Raw genomic sequence first — 20,013 nt, forward strand, 5'->3', positions numbered from 1 at the left:
TCAATACTTAATCATTATTTAACAGGGGGTTACTAACTCTATTTTTTGTTGTTTTCCTCTAAGCGTAATATTACCAACAGACTTAAATTCTTTATCTAGAAATTTTAGATCAATTTGTTTTAATAAATTATTAGATAGTAATATATCCGTGTTCATTTCGTTACAAAGTGATTGTATCCTAGAAGCCGTATTTAAAACATCTCCAGAATACACAATTTCTCTTTTTACAATTCCCATTTCACCAGTAATGACATGACCAAAATGTAATCCAGCTTTAAATAGAGGTTGTGTTCCGTAGGTTTCCTCAAAATAAACCGATTTATCCTCTAGCAGTTCGATTATTTCATAATAGCAGCGGATACAATTTGCTCTATTAACCCATTGTTTATCAGCCAGCTAATTACTATTTCATCACCAACGTACTGGTAAATTTCTCCCTGTGTAACTAATATACCAGGAGTTGCTATACTAAAGGTGTCATTTAAGAAATTGAAATAGCGTTCTTCTCCAAGCCGTTCAGCGATTGCAGTGGACGATTTTAAATCCATAAACATAAAGATGCGCTCTTCGCGTTTTGGTCTTAGGTATTTTCCTTTTAAAAAATTAACAAACGGAATTGGGCCGAATTTATCCCTGATGAATAAAAATAAAATGGTCAAAAACGTAATAACAAGCCAATAGATATAGTTCGTCAAAAAAACCAGATTAAATCCTTCTTTAAATTTAAGCGCAAGGACCTCTACATCCATGGTTTGATTTGTGTTACTCGGCTTATTCATTAACTGTTCTAAACTGAATAAAACAGAAAACATCAAGGAGTAAAACAGCATAATGAAAAACATGGCTTTGAAGTAAGCCATTCTTCTCAGCCAACGCTCCCAAAGAAATACCATACTGGTCCCAACAAATAAACCTGCAACAATAGTAATAAGAATACTCGATGCTAACTCTTCATTAAATTCTGTAGAATCCTTATTGCTGGCATAGGTTTCAAAAAACCTAAATAATCTTATTAAGGTCCAAATTAAGGTTATCCATAAAACGGTTATTATTTTTCCTTTAATGCTGTAATGAGAAATTTTGTGTCTTAGGCTTGCGAATATATTCATGGATGATTTTTATTGATTTGTTATGTCCATTTATTGCATAAATGGAACTCAATGGTTTTTAATTATTAGTTTTCTGAAAACAACTACCTGAAACAAATAACAAGATGATTAAATACCTGTAAATTAATTCACATTACCTACAACGGTCTAGGCTAGGACTCTTTAGAGCAGAGCCGAACGTTTTTGATTGATTAGGAAGTTAGTGAAAAAGGTGGGGAGTTAAATGGGATTTAGCTAGGGTTATGTGCAGTTTTATAAGCCATTTCTTTTCTTCCAATTGCTCATTGTCACCGGATGTTCATCGTCAATGGGATAATTCCGGTTTACAAAGTCCAACTGTTTTAAGGTTAGCAAAACAAACATTCCGTCATTGCCACAATTTATTGAATAAAATTGCTCGTCCGAATTTTGTCTTCGCAATTCTGCGTTCAACATTTCTATAAAATTCACATAGGCAATTCCCCAATCCAAGTGAGAAAATTGTCCGTCGAATGCTGTGTACTCTATTCCATTGAGTTCAATTGTGTGTTTCCAACTATTTTGATCTTGTACGCTTTGTTCGTTCTCGAATATTAATTCCAGTCCAAGTTTTTCAAAAGTTGGTTTTACCTGTTTTAGATATTCAGTCAATCCGCCAATCTCGAATAGTTCCTCACAATCAACCCACTGATAGCGATTGTCCATGAAATTCAGAGTATTGGCACGCATTGGTCCTTGAAAGAAATTTAAATCCGTGTATGTTTTTTGAAAATCAGCTTTAACCGAATCTAATTCGGATTCATTGGTAAGATTGAAATACCCCAATTTTTCTAACTCTTCTACGACTTCTTTTCCGCTTAGTTTCTTTTGAATTACTTTTTCTGGATTTGGGTTTTTGATTTTAGAAACCGCACTGTCCTTTTTGGAATTACAGCTCAAAAAAGTGAGAAGAAATATGATAAGAAAAAGATGTTTCATTGGTTTGGTGAAATTGCACCTAACTTAATTATACAGATGTAAAACACATCCATAGACTTCTAAAATAGGAATTTAACCCAAGGAAGGTCTGGCCGATTAGCCTTGCCTGGAATTAATGCTTCACCGGTAATCCAGGTGGCGGGGGAGGAGGAGGTGGGACCGAGAGTTTATCACCAACTCGTTTCATGTAAGCAAATTCTTCTTCCAGCTTCTCAATCTTATCACCCTCTCTGAATTCGATATTCAAGACTTTAGGGACTTCGTTTTCTATAAGAAGGATGATGCGAATTTGTAGGAGGTATTTGATTTCGCCATTCTCCTTTGTGAAATAGGTTCTTTCGTAAAAATTAGAACCATCATCCTTGTCGAAAAATACGGGTAGTGAATTATCGAACGGAAATTTTTCAGAAGAATTCCTGCAGTTGTCTACCAATTTCGCATAGTCTACTTCAGTTTGCGAAGACAGGTATTCTTTGATGCGTTCGGGCTTGTTCATTTCGATCCAGGCCAGATTAGAACGCCCAGTAGATAAAACTAAATTTTCACCCGAACCTCTATCGATCATCCCGTATTGGGCGAATGATAAGTTGGTGATTAAGGCGAAGAGAATGATGATCTTAAGTCTCATTATTAAGTTTGGGGTTAGTTGATTAGTAGTTGAATTTATTGCTTTTTCTAGAATTCATTCACTACACTCTAAAAAGAAACACAGGTAGATAGGAATTAATAGTAACTCTTTTCTAAACAAGGTAATGCTAAGGATCAAGGATCAACTCGGTAATGGATTTTAGCTTGTGGTGATTAACGTACTTTAATCAGTTTTATATTTTCCTCAGTAGTCGTTAAGAAGCTAAACTTTTTGTTTTCCTTTTCTATAGTTCTGTCGATAATCAATATGCTATCGGTTAGCTTTTTGATTTTCCATTGCTTCTCAACTATATCCTTGTTACTATTTAACTCCAGGGTTAAGAATTCTACTGAATTATTTATCTCGATTTGAGATTTAGAAACTTGATAAAAATAGAATGCAGAAATAGTATCGCCATTTATTTCATAGAAGGGTGGGTATTGAAAATTCTTATCCGTTAATCCTGGTGGCGCAGGTGGGACGGGAGGTTTGGCCACACTATCATTCAGGAACAAATCATAATTTTTTTCTTCAATCCAAATACCATTAAGTAGCTCCTGGTCCCATCGAGCTAGTCGTTTTTCAAGAAGGACCTCATAATCCTTTTCGAGTATTAAGAGGCCTTTAAATGTGTTTTTATCAACTTGCTTTATAGCAATTACTTGACCTTCAAAAACCAATAATTCATTATTCTCAAAAGATGTGGTTCGCCAGGGTAAGTTCATGTCGCCAAACTCAAAAACAGTGAAAGTCGAGTCTTTGAATTCAATTGTCATGGTATCCTTTTCTCCATTCGAAGTCAAGGTAAAGGTGTTCCCTCTTAACTCCTGTGCTAAGTCAATCTGGTTATTAGATTTTTGACACCCAAATAGGTCCATAGCTAGAAGTAAAACTGCTATTGGTTTCTTCTTTTTTCTTGTTGTGGTTTTAGGATTTGTCTCTGCCATCGTCCAATTAGTTGCCTGGGTTCGAATTAAAACGATCCCTGGCCAGTGAATTTATCCAAGGATCTCTTTCGCCGTTTCGGTCAAGATCAGCTCTATTTTTGTACTGCCGAATAGTGCTTTGATTTTGCCTAAAAATGATTTTGGTTTTACTTCCTTCGGAACCCATAGTTCCTTCCCATTGAATTGTTCAGGATAGAGGATATTCGATTTCCAATCAGCGGAATTGATCAGTTTTATAGACAACTCAATGCCAAGACTTTCGCCTAAGTGAGTCATCATTCAGTATGCCCTTCTGCATACATTGAAATTTCGAAAAACTGGGATTGGCGGTTGTAAATGACCAAATACCAGTCGTTCGACCAGGGCCCCCAATCATTCGTGTACTCGGCTATCAGCTTTATTTGGTCAATAGGAACTTCTACAATTCGCTTTGTATTGTATTCCCAAACAACCTTCCCATTCTCAACAAAGGTCTTCCCTGATTGGTTTTTTGCTGTAGAACTCATTTTACTACTTCAATCCTTATTTACCCTGTTGCAATTCGATAATCTGATTATAGACTTTGTTACCCATTTTGTATCTCTACCCTCTTCTCAAACGAAATAAGTATTTCTGCGCCATTTTCGAAGGTGAAGTCCATCGGTTCATCATTGCTGTCAAGCTGATAATCAACAATAGCAAACTGCACTGTTTTGTTGTTTTCGAATTCCAGTACAATTTCCATGGGGCTTTCGGCCGAAATAAAATCGTCAGCAGTATCATCCCAGACCTCATAAGTGAACCACTTGATATCTGAGCGCACTACTTTTTTACCCGCAAGGCTGTGAAGCCTGTAAATATTTCCTTTTGATAGGGTTTTAAAGGGCAAGTCAGAGAGTTGCTCCTTGAGGTCTTCAAAACCGCCGAGAACCATTTGGCGATCTGCGTTCCAGCCAATTTGAATAATCCAGCAGGGAATGATAATTGTATGCCACCGTCTATTAGCCAGAGATTCTTATTCTCTACTTCGATGTAGGTGTTATTTACATTGAAAACCTCCAGGCTCATTAAAGCACCAGATTCGAGTATGGATAGGTATCTGCTTTTGTCTTCCATATTATTTAATTAAAACCCCCTTAACTGCGCTCCTATCGATGGGCCCAATAGATCTAGAGTCTTCAGATACATCCCGATTGTCAGCCAGACAAAATAACTTTCCTTTCGGGATCTTAAAAGGACCAAAGTGATCCCTGTTCCAATCCTGCTTATAGTATGCTTGAATTAGATCGTCGTACTCCTTCCGCGATTTGATAACTCTTCTTTGTTTTAGGTTAAATTTTTCGACTATTCTGTCATCAATAAATCGGGTTAGCGTGTCTTCTGGCTTCATCCAGAAGAAGTGCTCATAGCTGTAATTATTATCGAGATCCAACTTATTTAACTCCTCAATGGAAAACCTGTATTCGTGAGCTAAAGAAAGGTCCTTGTCAAAATTCTCCCCGTTGACGAAAAGAGTTCCATCTCTCATTTCAACTATATCTCCTTCGCTCGCCACCATACGGAAGATCCTGTGTTGACTAAAGAGACTATCTGGGTATTTGAATGTATAGGCTACAAAATCACCAGGTTCCGGGTTTATGAGAGTTGTGGTGACAATGAATTGTCCTTCTTTCAGGCTTGGCTCATTTGCCCAGGTACTATTTCTATAAACAACGAAGACTCCCGAGAACCAGAGAATTGTATACAAGCCTACTATGGAGCTTGCTATGATCAAGTACAGTCTTAATTTGCTGTTCATCAAGTGTTACGGAGGTTTCGATTATATTTTGTGCGAGTGTGGCTGTGGTTTGAATGGAAGTTAGGAAAAATGGGGAGGGGTGATGAATTTGCACCCCGATTCAAGATGGTTACTCTAATTTGAACAATTCCATCTGGTAGGTACTGCCCTTCCATTTTAAATTAAGGAAGAATGATTCGACTCCATTAGTAAGTATTTCATACTCATATACGTCTCCTGGTTTGCTAAATTCTTTTTTAAATGGGTCGTTACTTTCTTTGAAAATCAATTCAAATTCGCAATTTTCTTTCCATTTTATATCAAGCATGGAATAGGTCCGTCCGCGGTTCATTCTTTCCAAAAACATAGTATTGGAAATGGTAACGAAGGTGGTGTCGATAATACTCGTGTCCGGTCTTTTGGTTAGGTAATAAAAGTCTCCATTTTTTAAGTCGTTACAGCTTAAATCGGTTTGTTTTGCAACCTCTTTATCGCTACCAACAGTTTCAGAGTTATAGTTTTCTAAAATGAAAGTGCAGTCTTTGACCAACTTAGATCCAATAAGGATTCCAATATTCTCTACATCAAGATCTTCTATAGTATTTGCCTCATAGTGCTCCTTTAACTCTTTCATGTTGCTGATGAGTATATCTTCAAAACAAGATCGTATAATATCCGAATTTTTGACCTCCTGTTTTTGAATACAGCTACACACATCTTTCGCTAACTTGTCTATTATTTCCTGTGCTTTCAGGCTGTTATTGAATCCAATTAATAGGAGGGTAAGTGTGAGGAGAAATCGATTCTTCATTGTGGTGATGCCGGATTTTTAGTTAGTTTTTCATTAATGATCATCAATCCAAGTATGATCAGAAGAGAGAATAGGGATGAAAATGAAACTGCTCCGTCAATATTTTCTTCGAAGGGTTTTTCAAAGGAATCCAGAAACGCCATTAGGTCGGAACCTCCAAACAACCATAGGGTCAGTTCGTAGATGAGAAACCCTACGAATAGCGAAATCAGCTTTTTTCCCAGTCCGATGATCCGCTTTCTAAACACCAAAACCAGCGTTATTTCAATCGCGAAGACAATCAGTAGAATTATGCCAAGAAGGATAGGTGCCATGCCAATTCCAGGTAAGGTTGTTTGGTTAAACCAAGTCATAAAAAATGTCATTGTCAGAATGGGATGAATCAGAAAATAAAAAATCATTTCGTATTTACTCAGATTGTTCATTGCAAACTAGCCTTCGTTTTTCCTTTCCTCTATGAATTCAGCGATATCGGAAATATGCCGAAAATCATATTCGCCAATGTTTTCTGGCGTTTTAATAACATTCATATAATCAATGTCCAGGGCGTTCGATTTTTCCCCAATAATAGTATCCAAAATCAGATAAGTGCCGTTCATAAATACTTCCCTTTCTGATTCCTCATAGTCCGGATAGCAAACATTAAAACCTATTGCGGTCGGGTCTTTCTTTGATACTAAAGGGATGAAAATTATTTCTTCCGGATTGAACACCCTTCCTCCGTAGTCCAGACTGAAACCAGTGCCCATCGGAGGTTTAAAGGCAATTATATCCCAGTTTTTGAATTCTGGTGCCAGGCTTGTCAATTTTTCCACCGAGGCAAAATACTCGACGTTGCCTTCGGCCGAAATGATCAATTCCACTTTCTCGTCCTCTGGATGACCTCCAATTTCAAAGTAGATATTCTTATTGAACTTATGCAGTTCATCAAGAAATTCATCCATCAACTGATCTTTATTCGACTCCGTTATATCGGAAAGGAAAAGATATCTGTCTGATGTTTATCAAACCAATTCCAAAACCGCTCTGCCTTTTGGTCTTCGATCATAATTACTCTATTTGGAAGGATCAATGTAACTGTCCACCGATTGAGAAAACAGATTTAAGCTAAGGGCTAGAAATAAAATCGACGTGATGGTTTTCATTGAGAAATGGGATTTAGTTTGTTGCTGTACCGGTATCTATTGGTTTGAGGCCAAGAAGTCAATCAATTCAACTAAAATCGGGTTTTTGAACATATTATTCCAATTGATAATAATACGTTCACTCTCCACAAACCGTATTGCATGGCTGGTTCCCATTCCGGCTCCCCCATGAGCAACAGCCTTTGCAGAAGTATTTTTTGCAAAAGGTAATTCCATAATGGTAAATCCATAGCCATACGGATCCTGATGGGGTGGTGGCCAGGCATCTTCAGGTACTTCCGATGGAAAAGAATGGGGTGTGAAGGCTAGGGTCCACATCCTTTTTGAAAGTAACTTTTCTGAACCCAAGGCAGCCATGAATTTATGCATGTCTTCTAATGTGGAAATCTCACCTCCATCTCCGCCAAAATCATCTCCGACTAGAAGTTCAACACTGCCATTACTATTGAAATAATTTGGCATTTTATTGGGCTCCATTTTAGATCTGGGAAAGGTGTTCTTCATTGCTAGCACGTCAAAAATCCTTTCGGCCATCACGTCATAAAACGGCTTCTGTCGATACTTCTCTACAATAAGACTAAGGAGAATGTAGCCGGTATTACTGTAGTTGAATTTTGTACCTGGTTCAAACTTTAAGTCCATTTTTGAAACTTCGGTAAGCATGTCTGCCTTGCTTATTTCAAAAGACATTTTACCACTTAGTTGTAACAAGAAATAGTCCCTTAAACCAGAACGGTGAGCCAACAAGTCGTGTAAGCTTATCTCTGCTGCTCTGGGGTGTTTGAAATCTTGGAGTAAATCATTTAAACTATCATCCAGGGTAATGATCCCTTCATCCACCAACTGAAGTGTAAGTATGGAAGTAAACATTTTACCCATGCTGTTTATGGAAAACAACTCATCGCCATTAAGGGCAGTATTTGTTGCCTTATTGGCAATTCCCCAGGCATCCTTGTAAACCAATTCATTGCCATTAGCAACCAATACACCGCCATGGATTTTTCCTTCTACATAAAGCATTCCGATAAAGTTAGAGATAGATGAATTATCTACTTGCTGAGCAAAAGTGAACTGAACTGTAATTATGGTCAGGATAAGTCCTAAATGTTTTTTCATGATGATTGGGTTGATAGGTAGTTGGTGAATATGGGGAAGCTAAGCCCTAGTAGTCAGGTCCTCTCAAAAAATATTATTTTATGATTAGTTCGATTCTATTAATGCTGTCCTTTATAAAGGTTACTACTGGGGCATTCTCATTCAAAGTAATTTTTTTCCAATTGGCTTCGAATTTATCTGAAGATTCCGAATAAATTCGAATAGTATCGATTCTTTTATCCGTTAAGTCCTGAATAGAATCAGCCGTTCTCTTGTGAAAGTCATAATCATCGTAATGAGTGACATATACACCGTTACTTCGATCCTCCATAATTTTTAAGTCAGCAATTGAAACAACCGACCAAAACCATCCTTCCATTTTGAACGGTTCATTGGGTTGTAACCCGGCGGTTTTCAATTTTTGGAAGGTAATTGAGTCAGGTAAATTCGAATCGAGAACTAATTCCATGGGGGACGCCTCTACCACGGAATTATCATAGTAGGTTTTTATATCAAGAAATCCGTTAGATAGAGCTAATCCACCAGAGGCATAACCATTTCCTTCTTCATAATCCCAGTAAACAGGCAGCCCATGAAGCTTTTGGATGGAATCGAAAGTAGCTTTAGGATTAGGGCTGACAATATTTATCTTATAAAATTCAAGATAATTGGGGCTTCTTTTTTCTTGGCAACTAATCAATGAAAATAGTATCAGTAGGTTCAATAATGCCAAACCAATGAATTGATTGCGTCTAACCATCATTTTAAAATTACTTCCATGGGCCCCCGGTTATAACTTGTTCGGGTGCGTTTGTGGTTTGAAAGGAAGTTAGTGTAAACAGGTTTCCGAACAGAAATGATTTGTATCCCTTGCCATAAAACGTGTGTTACTTAATCCCAAATGGTTTCGAATCTAGTTCCTCTTGCCATTCAGTTCCGTACTTCTTATTCAAAATAGATTTTCAAGTCCCTTTTAATTCGATTGATATTCCATTTAGCGAGTAATACAGGAACTTGTACAAATAAGAATCCAATAAAGATTAGAATGAATAACTCTGGGAAGGGATTTACTTCTCCAATAGGCGGAAGTAGAGCTTCGAGAATAACAAGTCCGGCAATTAGACAGAGAAAAGTCAGTAGACCTAAAATAACAAGCAGCGAAGATTTGCTCATTCCAGTTATTTTCATGGATATTTCGATTCCTTTTTCTGTTTTATGAAAACTACCAGTGGCCTTGGCCCAGTTAGGAGAAAAGTCAAGAAATCCTACCCTTTTTCTCACTAAGAATCCTTCATCATCAACTTGACCAACTAGTTTTTGGTGACTGGGCTGAAAAATGTCTATTAATGCAAAAAGGAAAGAGTAGTATTCTCCGTTTGATTCGGCGTGCATTTTTTGAACAATTCCATCTAATCCACTTTTGGAGGTTAGATTAATATGTTCTTGAAGCCCGTATTTTTCCAGAATTCTATCCATTCAATTGTAACATTTTCTTTACCAAAAAAGTTGATCAATTCTTCATATTTGATATCTAAGTCCATCTCCATATTTTTCTATTCGAATGATGTACAACTATACAGATAATTACACCTTCAGGTGAATTTTTGGTTGGAAAGGAAGTTAGTGAAAATGGGGGAAGGGAGAGAATGAGTTATGGCAGAAGTTAGCGACTGATTTTTAGTCTTTCGTATCGCTTTATTTTGGTGAAAGCTTTGTGTCTAAAATTTTGACTGTGTTTTTTATTTTCTATTAAATAGTTCAGTTGGCTTTCTAAATCAGAGTCTATTTCGGATTCTTTGAGCCATTCAATTCCGAGTTCAGCCCAATAAGAGGACCCCCCTATACTCAGCCGTATTATTTTATGTACTAATTCAGGTAGTCTAACATCAGTTTTCAAATCTGCCGACTTGATTTTTTTGCTCAAATAGAATTCAAACTCCGTTCTTTTCATTTCGAGTATTGGTAGGAGTCCGACCCCACCTTCCTCAAGCGATTTTAATCCTTCTGCTGTGTCGGTATACCAATTTCCTTCCTTATCAACTCCAGCAAAATATCCGGTATTCTTGATGTCGAAAATAGGCGTCCATTCAATATAGTTTCCACCTTTGGTTTTTTTCATTTCGGTTTTTTGACTTGTGCCTCTTGGTCTTGGCTACGACTTGTTCTGGTGCCCTTGGTTTGAAAGGAAGTTAGTAAAAATGGGGAAGGGGAGCGAAATGGGATATAGCTCTTGTTGTAAGACGTTATTTTTCGAAGTCCGCTTTGTTTTTTAAGACAAACTCAACTAAAAGCTGCGTTAAGTTGTCTTCGTATCTATAAAAATCCGTAGTGCAATTATTCCAATTCTCCTCCGCTTTTTCTTCGATTAACTCCATCTGATTTTGTCGTTCCACTCTGTCCTTCGGAACCATCCCATTTTTAAATTCGGAGTTCGCTCTCTTGACAATTTTCGCAGTTTTATTTGCTCCAATTTTAATTAAGGCATCAACTGTTTCGTTTCCATAATTTCCGCTTGAGTTCCAATAGAATTGATGAAATCCTCCATTATTTATCTCCCTTTCCAGATTTTCAATTATTAGAAATGTTTTTTGCGCCTCATTTAAAGTCGCCATTATTTCACCATATTCACTTTTTCGATTTAAGTATGAATCGATTTCCATGACAATCAAGTCATGTCTTTCGTTTTGCAATAGTTTATCCAAATCAAACTCCATTTGAGCATTTGCGTTACTTAAGATTAAAGATGCAAGAAATAATAGGAGATTTTTCAAGGTGATTTATAATGTGTTTCAACGGTTTTATAATCCATTTCTTTTCTTCCAATTGCTCATTGTCACCGGATGTTCATCGTCAATGGGATAATTCCGGTTTATAAAGTCCAACTGTTTTAATGTTAGCAAAACAAACATTCCGTCATTGCCACAATTTATTGGATAAAATTGCTCGTCCGAATTTTGTCTTCGCAATTCTGCGTTCAACATTTCTATAAAATTCACGTAGGCAATTCCCCAATCCAAGTCAGAAAATTGTCCGTCGAATGCTGTGTATTCTATTCCGTTGAGTTCAATCGTGTGTTTCCAACTATTTTGATCTTGTTCGCTTTGTTCGTTCTCGAATTTTAATTCCAGTCCAAGTTTGTCAAAAGTTGGTTTTACCTGTTTTAGATATTCAGTCAATCCACCAATCTCGAATAGTTCCTCACAATCAACCCACTGATAGCGATTGTCCATGAAATTCAGAGTATTACCACGCATTGGTCCTTGAAAGAAATTTAAATTGGTGTATGTTTTTTGAAAATCAGCTTTAACCGAATCTAATTCGGATTCATTGGTAAGATTGAAATACCCCAATTTTTCTAACTCTTCTACGACTTCTTTCCCGCTTAGTTTCTTTTGAATTACTCTTTCTGGATTTGGGTTTTTGATTTTAGAAACCGCACTGTCCTTCTTGGAATTACAGCTCAAAAAAGTGAGAAGAAATATGATTAGAAAAAGATGTTTCATTGGTTTTTTCAAATTGAAAACAACTTATTTATCTGTCAGTTGATGAATAAGAATGGATTTCTCATGAGTTTCTATAAACATATTTAAATCAGGATAATACGTGCCAGGATTCCTTTTTTTATTTTGCAGCAAAAGTTCACCATTCAACGATAATAAGACGACACCTTCTTCTTCGGACAAGAGAACAATTACATTGACATCTTTATTAAAGTAGATTTCTGAGTTAACCATATTTAGACCCTCTATTTGAACTTTTCTATCAAGTAGAGATTTGTTGCTTTCAACTTTATAGAATTGAATTTCCTCGTGAGAATTTTCAATATCATCCTCCATAGGGTTATAAGCAATGGCAACTGTGGTATTGTCTATCCAACAAGCAGCTCGATTGCAGTGTTCCCAGTTACCAATATGGATATCTCTTATTCTGTTATCCTTCATGAAATGTTCAACTTCATACATATTGTAGGCATCTCTTGAGCCCCATACCCATCCTGAACTCAAAAAGTAGTTGCTGTCAGGAGACATTTTTAATTGCCCATAGAAGTAGTCATAGGGTCCTGGCCAAGGGAGTTTATTGTCTTCTTGGTGTTTTTTGAAGAATTCCAAATGTCTTTCTTCTGCATTTTCTTCAATCAAAGACTTGGATGCTGTGAGCACTTGTCTTGAATCCAAGTTCATGATTTGAAGATGGTTCCAATCTTCGCTATAGATCAAATGAGGAATACCTTGCTTGTCTTTATACAAGGCTATCGGGTATTTGGAAATGTTAGCGTGGTAATCCTTCCTCCATAAGTGCAGCTTGTTATATCGGTTAGGATAATGAATAAACCCATGTCTTTTGTAGTCATTCACAATGACCACGATGGAATCCAAAGTGTAGATTGTTGATTTCGCACTAATATCAAAACCCCCATCTTCATAGGTAAAGCTGCTTTTGACTGAAAATAGATGTTCCTGTTTTTGGTCGTCAATGCTATAGCGAATCACATTACCCGAACTCATTAACATAACCAACTCATTGATTGAGGCAGGGGCTGCCGTTATTATACTGTCTTCAGTATTGAGTTGTATGTCATGAGTTTTTTTGATTTTCATAGCTGTCTGATCACGGTTAAGGTTCGGATTCAGGGTGTATTTCTAGATTTTCGAGCGGGGAATTCACTCTTAATTGAAATTGTATTCGGATAGTAGGATTCGACATTCATCAGGTTATTCATTTCTAATCGCAGGGCAATCTTTTTCCACTGATCATAAACCCAGTATTTTGCTTTGGTCCATATTCAATTCGTACTATTTTACAACAGTTAACTTCAATGACATATTGAAAATCATCTAACTGGGCTCCTTGTCTTCCATAACATCCCTCAAACTCAAATTCTCCTGGAAGAGCATCTTGCAATGCGGATAGTTCGTCTCCAACCTTGAACTTTGGGATAGTCTGTTTATATATATCGTGTCTCACATGTTTAGGAACAATATTAAATGCGAAAGCTGGAAAGAATCTTGGAAGAGCATGTAAGTAAATAAACAGAAATAGAACCGGTAAAGTCATAATAGGAAGAAGGTGTATTTGCCTTAGTTCATTACGCTTTTTATTCCAAAGAAGATGAAAGGTTAGACCGAAAATTAGTCCGCAAATAAACGCGTCTAAAAAAACCTCGAACCAAATCCATGACACTAAAAATAACCAGCCAATCAAAATTGTAAATCCGATGACAGCATAAATGGCTGATAATAATGTGAAGCCCAGAATGCCGATGTTTTCGGAAAGCCCTGCAATCCTTTTACTCGGGATTAGGATAAATAGACCATAGTAGATTAAAATAAAGAATGATGACCAATAAATAACCATTCCGGTTTCTCCTCCAGCAGCATTATTGGCTACCAAATTGGACAAAATTATATGGGTGATAATTTGTCCTATCCATCCTAAGACGAGTGCAAAAAATGATATTTTCTTAAAGTTTTTCATTCACCTTGCGACTAACGGTCACGTAGTATACACTGCGGTTTTATGGTTTGAAAGGAAGTTAGTGAAAATGGTGGGGAGTGAAGTACGTTGATTTTGAGCCCCGCTTGGTAGTTATTTATTCTTCTCCAAAAGTTTTTAATCTAAATTTCTTTTCGGGTATCAACTCGTCGACATATTTGATCATACTATCAAGAACTGACAAATTCATGTTTTTAATAATTACTTTACTCTTTTTCGTCTCAATTAATTTTCCAAAATATATTTCAGTGTTATGACCATCTAATACATGTTTATTAATGTATTCGTTATTCAAGGTGTCAGGTTTCAGTGATTCAATTTTTGAAATAAACTTCCCCGATTCTAATTCTGATAATTTCCTTTCATAAACATTTTTTTCACTACAATTTTCAAAATCACAGTTGTATTTTACTGAAAGGGAGTTTTTATTAATTGTATAGATTAACTGAACTCCAATACCACCGAAGTAGTGCTTCATTTGAATAATGTCCGCTTTATTGGAAGTGCAGCCATGTAAGACCAATAGTAGTAGATATAGTAGAATTGTTAGTTTCTTATTCATAGTTGCCGCCCTCTTTTTTATTTCGATTTGAAGCACAATGATGTTCTTCTAAACTAGGAATATAACCGGTAGAATGGATTGCTTTTTCGCAGCGTTCCAGTACGTTTTTTGATTCTACAGGAAGTTAATGAATATGGAAGAGCGAGAGTTATAAGTCAAAGGTCTTATTGTAGTGTCGCTATTTATTTTGGATTGTATTCGGTATATTCTAGTTGCATTTTATTGGCAATTCTTTTTGCCTCAGAAGTTGCACTTTCAAAAAGTTTGAAATCCATTATTCTCAGTCTTTTTCGATGAGATTCGTTCATGAAATAGATACGATACACCTTTCTTCTTTCGGTAAATTCTAATCCGGTCGCGCTGAATCCAGTGCTTTTGAGGTTCTCAACTAGGACTGAAACATATGGATATTCATTTAGATTATTCCATTTGCCCAATTTGATAAAGAAGAGGCCAATGTATTCTTTGATTTTCTTGTTTTCAAAATCTAGAATAACACCTCTTCTCAAAAAGACCAAGCTAAACCAATGAGTATCAAAGTAACTCCGCCGATAAGCAGAAATGGAGGAGAGACAAGTAATACCACACCTGAAAGAGTGAGAGTCATTCCGATAATACGAAACATTAAAGGAATAAGATATTCTAGCTTGTAATCAGATTTCAAATTGGATGGATGATATTGATGCCTAGTTAAATTCAGCTTTTAGGGCTTTATTCTTCTGATTCAAAATGACAATTTCAAAGTCGGATTCATCCAAAACTAGGGTAACCTTCTTATCATCCGTTTCTTGTACGTCATAAGGAACGGCTTTGCCGACTTTCTCCCCTTTTTTGTAGGCAAGTACCAAACAGGGGCATTGGATATTTTCTTCAACAAATGATAGTTCCACTTCTTTACGATCACCATACACCATCCATTGCGGACGATCGTACTTTTTACTTCTTGGATGGAAGACGGCTATGTCATACCTGAATGTGCCCATAGGAGGTAAATCACGAGAGGATTTCTTACGTTGCTGACCAAATAGCTCGCCAGATTGATTGGCAAAAACACTAGGTATCTCTACATCTGTAATCTGATAATACGAGTTTTCGTGATCCCTGTCACCCTTTTCGGAATAAATAGTCTGACTTATGGTTAATGGGTCAATTCCTGTAAATTCCGTCAATCTCCCAGCCATCGCCTTTCCCCAACCCATGGAATCGTTTGGCATAGCTCCTTCGTACACATGATCAAAACCACAATGGATTAGTATCTTTTCGTTGGGGTATCGCTTGAGATAGGATTCAATATTGCGGGCTTGATTAATTTCTCTTTCCTTCCCATTAGCATGTCCACTGCTTTCGTACCCGAATATATTGAACCCCATATCATAGGCAGTTCTTATTAAATTCCCAAATTGAGGTTCTTGCGTGAAATACCCAGAATCAAGAATAGGATAACCGTTGGCTTGCATAATAGAATCTGCTTGAGGCGTATTGTAATATCCTTCCATTCCTAAGTGCTTAAAGCCTCTTCTTTTGAGTCCTTCGAGTAGTCGAGTGGTAAAAATTCGGTGTTGGGGCATTTGATGAGCTTCATTGATGATGACTATTTGATGCTCTTCAGCTTCATTCAAAATGTAATCGATTGCATCCATGGCCTTGTAGAGGTCAAAACTCTCTCGTTGCTCCTGCGTAAGTTCAATTTCAATTGATTCTTTGGTATCCCAAACCTCATGCATCCTTTCTATGTTTCCGATTTTGGCAAACTCCCAGGCTCTCCTATCGACGGTTGTAGAAATGGTGTCCAAGTGTGAAGAAAAATTGTATGGCATCTCATTTGATCCTGTTTCAAAATGAAAGTCATATTCCACAAAATCTAACTTTTTCTGGTCATCATTTTTGGTGTTACAGGCAATAACTAAGAAGGAGATAGCAATAATATAGAAGCGCTTCATTAAGTAGTCTTTTATGACCGAAATTCTATCGAGGTCAGTTGTCTATACAATGGAAATGGGGGGAGAGAATAGAGTTAGAACTCGTCTTAGCAGTAAATTTTAGAAACTCATGATGTAGAATTTCTGAACCCTCCAAAACGCCAAATATAACCCCAGCCTGGTTCACTGTGGCCAACCGCAAAAAATTCAAATTTATCCCTGACTAAACCTTTATTTATTCTTGTAATATCAATTTCATAAGCTAATTATGAGGGTTTGCCTCCTTCTTCCTCATACCAAAAAATATCTGGTGCATTTAGTTCCTGTCCCCAAACTATACCATCTTTAGTCTTATACACCAATACAGAGGGTTTTTTAATATCCTTATTCTCGTGGGTTACTAAATACCCAGCTTTGTAAGCTATGCTATCTTTCGGAGTAAGGGTTATATAATTTTCATTAAAATCCTGAGGATAGAATGGTCCCATTGCAAAAAAATTTGCGTCGTAAAAGAACCAAGCAATGCTGCAAGCAATTGCAGTAATAAGAAAAATTCCAGTTGCTTTTCTTTTAGAATACGCTTGTTTGTTGGTCAAGTTTCTATTCTTAAATAGCATGTGCTGGCCTCCCCAAAATAAGAACAATACCAGTAATGGTAGAAAAGAGTGGATTGCAGTTAAAATTAAAAATACGGGTACGATTAGGAGTATCGAAATAACAAAGTACCAGGCTGTTTTTTTAACGCTCATTTTTAATTATTGATAACGGTCTCGGCTATGAGTAGTTGCGTGGGTTAGTACTTAACTTTGCAAGTACACACCAAACTGAAAATCCGCGAGGATTTTCAGAAGTAGGCGAGAACAAGCAATTACTTATAGCCATTGTTAGCTACTGTGCTTTTTTTCTTTTTGATTCAATAAATATTCGTCCGTTTAGCGGTGTCCAAATTCCAATCGCAAAATCATCTTCCGTTCGGATTCTTTGTAATTCAAACACTTTGTCACTTGTCAGGTCTCCCCAATATTTTAGAGGGATTTCCTTAATTATTCCAAATAGTAATTTATCTCCACCTTCGCAAGTTGTATCAATGTGTAATTCGATTGGTTCAAAAGTCAGTTCGTATTTCAGTTTTCCATTATCATCATAGATTTTCCAGAGTCCAGTCCGATAATAATGGAATTGTCGACAGGCTCCACCAGTACAACAACTAATGTAAGAACCTAACTTATAATTCCCTTCCATTTTAAGAGTTCCGTTTTCAGAGTATTCTTTCCAATACCCAACTTTTAAGTCGCTTACTCCATATTTGCTAACCGCAAGTGCTCCTTTTCCCGAAACAATTCCGTCTTTTTTCAATTCAACGATTGTGTCATTTTTGGGAAGTCCATCTTTTAATTCTCCATAAAGTTTATTGTCCGAAATATAGATAGCGTCCTCTTGCCCAATTGCTAATTGACATTGGAAAATTAATAGTGCTATGATAATTGCGATTCTCATTTTCGGCATTGTAGCTAACTTGTTTATATAGATGTAATATACATCGATATACCTCCAAATAGGAATATAACCGCTGGAAAGAGCTGTTGTTTATACTTCTCAATAAACTTTAACTGGATTGTTTTTTCGCTGCGTTCGAAAATGGCTGTAGGGGGAAGCTTTACAAGCAAGCCATCACCTTGCTAGCGCAAGGCGTTAATCAATTTCTTTGGCGTAAAACTTGTAAGTCAAATCAATAGGAATCCCAAATCGCGTTTTTGCTTCATTGAAGTCATTTTCATTTTCATAACGATGCACAATGTAACTGTCGTTTCTTGTATCTATGATTATATAAATAGTAATGTCTTTGTCAGGCTTTAAATCGTCAAAGTGGGTGGTGTGAGGTTTTTTGTTTCTACAAGGATGCTGTTTTGCGATAATAAAGTCATCATAGTCCCCAATTGCAAAGACTTGATGATGAACTATGATGTTTTCCGGATCCCAAATACCCTCGCCACTTTTGCTGTAAGAAATCCAGGATTCATTATCCCATCTAGCGCTGTAAACATTGTTTACTATTTCTCCTCCTGATTCATTAGCGCCAAAGTAACAGCTTGTTAAAAAGAAACATGAGAGTAGGGCAATAAGTACTTTCATAAAAACATTTCTAATCAGAGTTTGTGTGCTTGCAGGTAACGGTTTTGTGTATGAGTAGTAGCAGAAATCTATTCACAAACCTTTCGGTTTTACACTGACCTCTCTTTTATGTTTATGCTTTCGTTTTATCACCTAAACCGCTATTACTTATACACCGTGTTAGCAATAGTACATTTATATTTTCTCAAAGCATTGAGGTCCGACAGCTCCTCCACCATATTCTAAAACAATATTATCCTTGTAAAAAATATATTCACAGCCATTGTTATACGTCTCAATTTTGTCTGAATTTAGATTTTCATCAAATATTTTATATGAATATTTTCCCATTCCACTTCTTGCAAAACCTATCGTAGTTATATTTCCATTCTTTATTGAAATACAGTTAGCTTTTGTCAATAAGTTTTTTACTTCTTTTAGAGTTTCGTCAGTCCAATTAATTGATTCAATTACTTTTTTCAATTCGTCAGAGTTAGGTTTTAAGTTCCAATTTTGAGAAACTACTTCTACTGATTTTTCTTTAGTTTCATTGTTTATCGAAGTCTTATAGATTTTGATTTTTATTTGTTCGGGAACATTGAGAATTTTACTCTCTGGTTTAAACTCAATATCTATTATGTGATTTTCAGGAACATATTTTAGATATTCAATTTTTAAATTTGAGATTTCTGCCTGTTTGTCTTCATAGTTTTTAATCAACTCTTCTTTACTACTTCGTGGCATTGATATCATAAAAAGTATAAATTCCCTTTCTTGATCATTACCATCTTTATACATTTTCCTAAACTCTTTTTGTTTTTGTTCAGGAATGAATTTTATGGAAGCATGAAATAATGAATCTTTGTCAATATTTTTTCTGAAAGTATAGTCCTGTGCCTTTATTTTGGCTGTAGTCAGAATTAAACAAATTATTATTGCGATATGTTTCATAGTATTATTGCCAACTTGTTTATATGGATGTAAAATACATCTATACACTTCTAAAATAGGCATATAAGTGATGTTGGACTGGATTGTTTTCTCACTTCGTTCAAAAAACGCCCTTAGGGGGTAGCTTTACAAGCAAGCCATCACCTTCCTGGCGCAAGGCGCTGTCTTTTTTCATTTCCTCCCGCCTTAATTTAAGACTGGATTGCTTTTTCGCTTTGCTCAAAAGCGGCCTTTGGGGGAAGCTTTACAAGCAAGCCACCACCTTGCTGGCGCAAGGAGCTGTCTTTTTTATTCCCAAAAGCCAAAGCGAGCTTCGCTTTTGGGAATAAAAAAGCCACCAACTTTCGTTGATGGCTTGCTAGTAGCGGGGACTGGACTCGAACCAGCGACCTTCGGGTTATGAGCCCGACGAGCTACCTACTGCTCTACCCCGCGATATATTTTGATGCTTAAAAAAGCGTAGAGTCAAAAGATGTGAGAAGATTTCTTCTCTCGCGTCACTTTTTTCGACAGTTTCCTGTTTCAAAA

At 36.6% G+C, this 20,013-nt stretch carries 26 protein-coding genes and 1 tRNA gene; all 27 read right to left on the reverse strand.

What is annotated here, in order from left to right; all coding sequences use genetic code 11:
* Positions 1 to 18: 18 nt before the first annotated feature.
* The 27 genes from BST99_RS13800 to BST99_RS13940 all read right to left on the reverse strand — a co-directional run bounded on the left by BST99_RS13800 (position 19) and on the right by BST99_RS13940 (position 19,920).
* Positions 19 to 396 carry an adenylate/guanylate cyclase domain-containing protein gene (locus BST99_RS13800; RefSeq protein ID WP_317046194.1) on the reverse strand — a complete coding sequence of 126 codons (378 nt, stop codon included), beginning with the start codon at positions 394 to 396 and terminating at the stop codon, positions 19 to 21.
* Positions 339 to 1,109: a hypothetical protein gene (locus tag BST99_RS13805; protein ID WP_146106308.1), complete on the reverse strand. Its 771-nt coding sequence runs from the start codon at positions 1,107 to 1,109 to the stop codon at positions 339 to 341. Before BST99_RS13805 ends, BST99_RS13800 begins: the two co-directional genes overlap by 58 nt.
* A 252-nt stretch (positions 1,110 to 1,361) precedes the next feature.
* Entirely contained in the window at positions 1,362 to 2,066 is a 705-nt protein-coding gene (locus BST99_RS13810; protein ID WP_105002312.1) for a hypothetical protein, read from the reverse strand.
* 112 nt (positions 2,067 to 2,178) lie between these two features.
* A complete protein-coding gene (locus BST99_RS13815; RefSeq protein WP_105002313.1) occupies positions 2,179 to 2,694 on the reverse strand; it encodes a hypothetical protein in 516 nt (171 codons plus the stop codon).
* 173 nt (positions 2,695 to 2,867) lie between these two features.
* Positions 2,868 to 3,641: a hypothetical protein gene (locus BST99_RS13820; protein ID WP_105002314.1), complete on the reverse strand. Its 774-nt coding sequence runs from the start codon at positions 3,639 to 3,641 to the stop codon at positions 2,868 to 2,870.
* 51 nt (positions 3,642 to 3,692) lie between these two features.
* Entirely contained in the window at positions 3,693 to 3,920 is a 228-nt protein-coding gene (locus BST99_RS13825; protein ID WP_105002315.1) for a hypothetical protein, read from the reverse strand.
* Positions 3,917 to 4,147 carry a hypothetical protein gene (locus BST99_RS13830; RefSeq protein WP_105002316.1) on the reverse strand — a complete coding sequence of 77 codons (231 nt, stop codon included), beginning with the start codon at positions 4,145 to 4,147 and terminating at the stop codon, positions 3,917 to 3,919. The genes BST99_RS13825 and BST99_RS13830 overlap by 4 nt, the downstream gene beginning before the upstream one ends.
* Positions 4,148 to 4,206: 59 nt before the next feature.
* Positions 4,207 to 4,554: a hypothetical protein gene (locus tag BST99_RS13835; RefSeq protein ID WP_105002317.1), complete on the reverse strand. Its 348-nt coding sequence runs from the start codon at positions 4,552 to 4,554 to the stop codon at positions 4,207 to 4,209.
* Between the two features lie 183 nt (positions 4,555 to 4,737).
* Positions 4,738 to 5,418, reverse strand: coding sequence for a signal peptidase I (lepB, locus tag BST99_RS13840; RefSeq protein WP_105002318.1), 681 nt, complete (start codon positions 5,416 to 5,418; stop codon positions 4,738 to 4,740).
* Between the two features lie 109 nt (positions 5,419 to 5,527).
* Positions 5,528 to 6,208, reverse strand: coding sequence for a hypothetical protein (locus tag BST99_RS13845; RefSeq protein ID WP_105002319.1), 681 nt, complete (start codon positions 6,206 to 6,208; stop codon positions 5,528 to 5,530).
* Complete coding sequence (locus BST99_RS13850; RefSeq protein WP_105002320.1) at positions 6,205 to 6,633, reverse strand: hypothetical protein; 429 nt, start codon at positions 6,631 to 6,633, stop codon at positions 6,205 to 6,207. The genes BST99_RS13845 and BST99_RS13850 overlap by 4 nt, the downstream gene beginning before the upstream one ends.
* Positions 6,634 to 6,639: 6 nt before the next feature.
* Positions 6,640 to 7,152, reverse strand: a complete 513-nt coding sequence (locus tag BST99_RS13855) for a hypothetical protein (RefSeq protein WP_146106309.1) — start codon at positions 7,150 to 7,152, stop codon at positions 6,640 to 6,642.
* Positions 7,153 to 7,389: 237 nt separating this feature from the next.
* Positions 7,390 to 8,469: a serine hydrolase domain-containing protein gene (locus BST99_RS13860; RefSeq protein WP_105002322.1), complete on the reverse strand. Its 1,080-nt coding sequence runs from the start codon at positions 8,467 to 8,469 to the stop codon at positions 7,390 to 7,392.
* Positions 8,470 to 8,542: 73 nt separating this feature from the next.
* Positions 8,543 to 9,211: a hypothetical protein gene (locus BST99_RS13865; protein ID WP_105002323.1), complete on the reverse strand. Its 669-nt coding sequence runs from the start codon at positions 9,209 to 9,211 to the stop codon at positions 8,543 to 8,545.
* 182 nt (positions 9,212 to 9,393) lie between these two features.
* Positions 9,394 to 9,924, reverse strand: coding sequence for a hypothetical protein (locus BST99_RS13870; RefSeq protein WP_105002324.1), 531 nt, complete (start codon positions 9,922 to 9,924; stop codon positions 9,394 to 9,396).
* 187 nt (positions 9,925 to 10,111) lie between these two features.
* Complete coding sequence (locus tag BST99_RS13875; protein WP_105002325.1) at positions 10,112 to 10,567, reverse strand: hypothetical protein; 456 nt, start codon at positions 10,565 to 10,567, stop codon at positions 10,112 to 10,114.
* Positions 10,568 to 10,691: 124 nt separating this feature from the next.
* Positions 10,692 to 11,219 (reverse strand): DMP19 family protein, encoded by a 528-nt coding sequence (locus BST99_RS13880; protein ID WP_146106310.1) that lies wholly within the window; start codon positions 11,217 to 11,219, stop codon positions 10,692 to 10,694.
* Between the two features lie 27 nt (positions 11,220 to 11,246).
* Entirely contained in the window at positions 11,247 to 11,951 is a 705-nt protein-coding gene (locus tag BST99_RS13885) for a hypothetical protein (RefSeq protein ID WP_105002327.1), read from the reverse strand.
* Positions 11,952 to 11,975: 24 nt separating this feature from the next.
* Positions 11,976 to 13,046, reverse strand: a complete 1,071-nt coding sequence (locus BST99_RS13890) for a hypothetical protein (protein ID WP_105002328.1) — start codon at positions 13,044 to 13,046, stop codon at positions 11,976 to 11,978.
* A 124-nt stretch (positions 13,047 to 13,170) separates the two neighbouring features.
* Positions 13,171 to 13,923 carry a hypothetical protein gene (locus tag BST99_RS13895; protein WP_105002329.1) on the reverse strand — a complete coding sequence of 251 codons (753 nt, stop codon included), beginning with the start codon at positions 13,921 to 13,923 and terminating at the stop codon, positions 13,171 to 13,173.
* 115 nt (positions 13,924 to 14,038) lie between these two features.
* Complete coding sequence (locus BST99_RS13900; RefSeq protein ID WP_146106311.1) at positions 14,039 to 14,419, reverse strand: hypothetical protein; 381 nt, start codon at positions 14,417 to 14,419, stop codon at positions 14,039 to 14,041.
* A gap of 770 nt (positions 14,420 to 15,189) precedes the next feature.
* Complete coding sequence (locus BST99_RS13910; protein WP_105002332.1) at positions 15,190 to 16,443, reverse strand: hypothetical protein; 1,254 nt, start codon at positions 16,441 to 16,443, stop codon at positions 15,190 to 15,192.
* Between the two features lie 245 nt (positions 16,444 to 16,688).
* Complete coding sequence (locus BST99_RS13915; RefSeq protein ID WP_146106312.1) at positions 16,689 to 17,171, reverse strand: hypothetical protein; 483 nt, start codon at positions 17,169 to 17,171, stop codon at positions 16,689 to 16,691.
* Between the two features lie 139 nt (positions 17,172 to 17,310).
* On the reverse strand, positions 17,311 to 17,919 hold the full coding sequence (locus BST99_RS13920; protein ID WP_181044242.1) for a toxin-antitoxin system YwqK family antitoxin: 609 nt from the start codon (positions 17,917 to 17,919) through the stop codon (positions 17,311 to 17,313).
* A gap of 195 nt (positions 17,920 to 18,114) precedes the next feature.
* The gene (locus tag BST99_RS13925; protein WP_105002335.1) at positions 18,115 to 18,555 is read right to left on the reverse strand and encodes a DUF3997 domain-containing protein; all 441 of its coding nucleotides are present in this window, start codon (positions 18,553 to 18,555) and stop codon (positions 18,115 to 18,117) included.
* A gap of 174 nt (positions 18,556 to 18,729) precedes the next feature.
* Positions 18,730 to 19,548 carry a hypothetical protein gene (locus BST99_RS13930; protein ID WP_146106313.1) on the reverse strand — a complete coding sequence of 273 codons (819 nt, stop codon included), beginning with the start codon at positions 19,546 to 19,548 and terminating at the stop codon, positions 18,730 to 18,732.
* A gap of 299 nt (positions 19,549 to 19,847) precedes the next feature.
* Positions 19,848 to 19,920, reverse strand: a tRNA-Met gene (locus tag BST99_RS13940).
* Between the last annotated feature and the right edge of the window lie 93 nt (positions 19,921 to 20,013).

It is taken from the genome of Aureicoccus marinus (assembly GCF_002954325.1).
Lineage (GTDB): Bacteria > Bacteroidota > Bacteroidia > Flavobacteriales > Flavobacteriaceae > Aureicoccus > Aureicoccus marinus.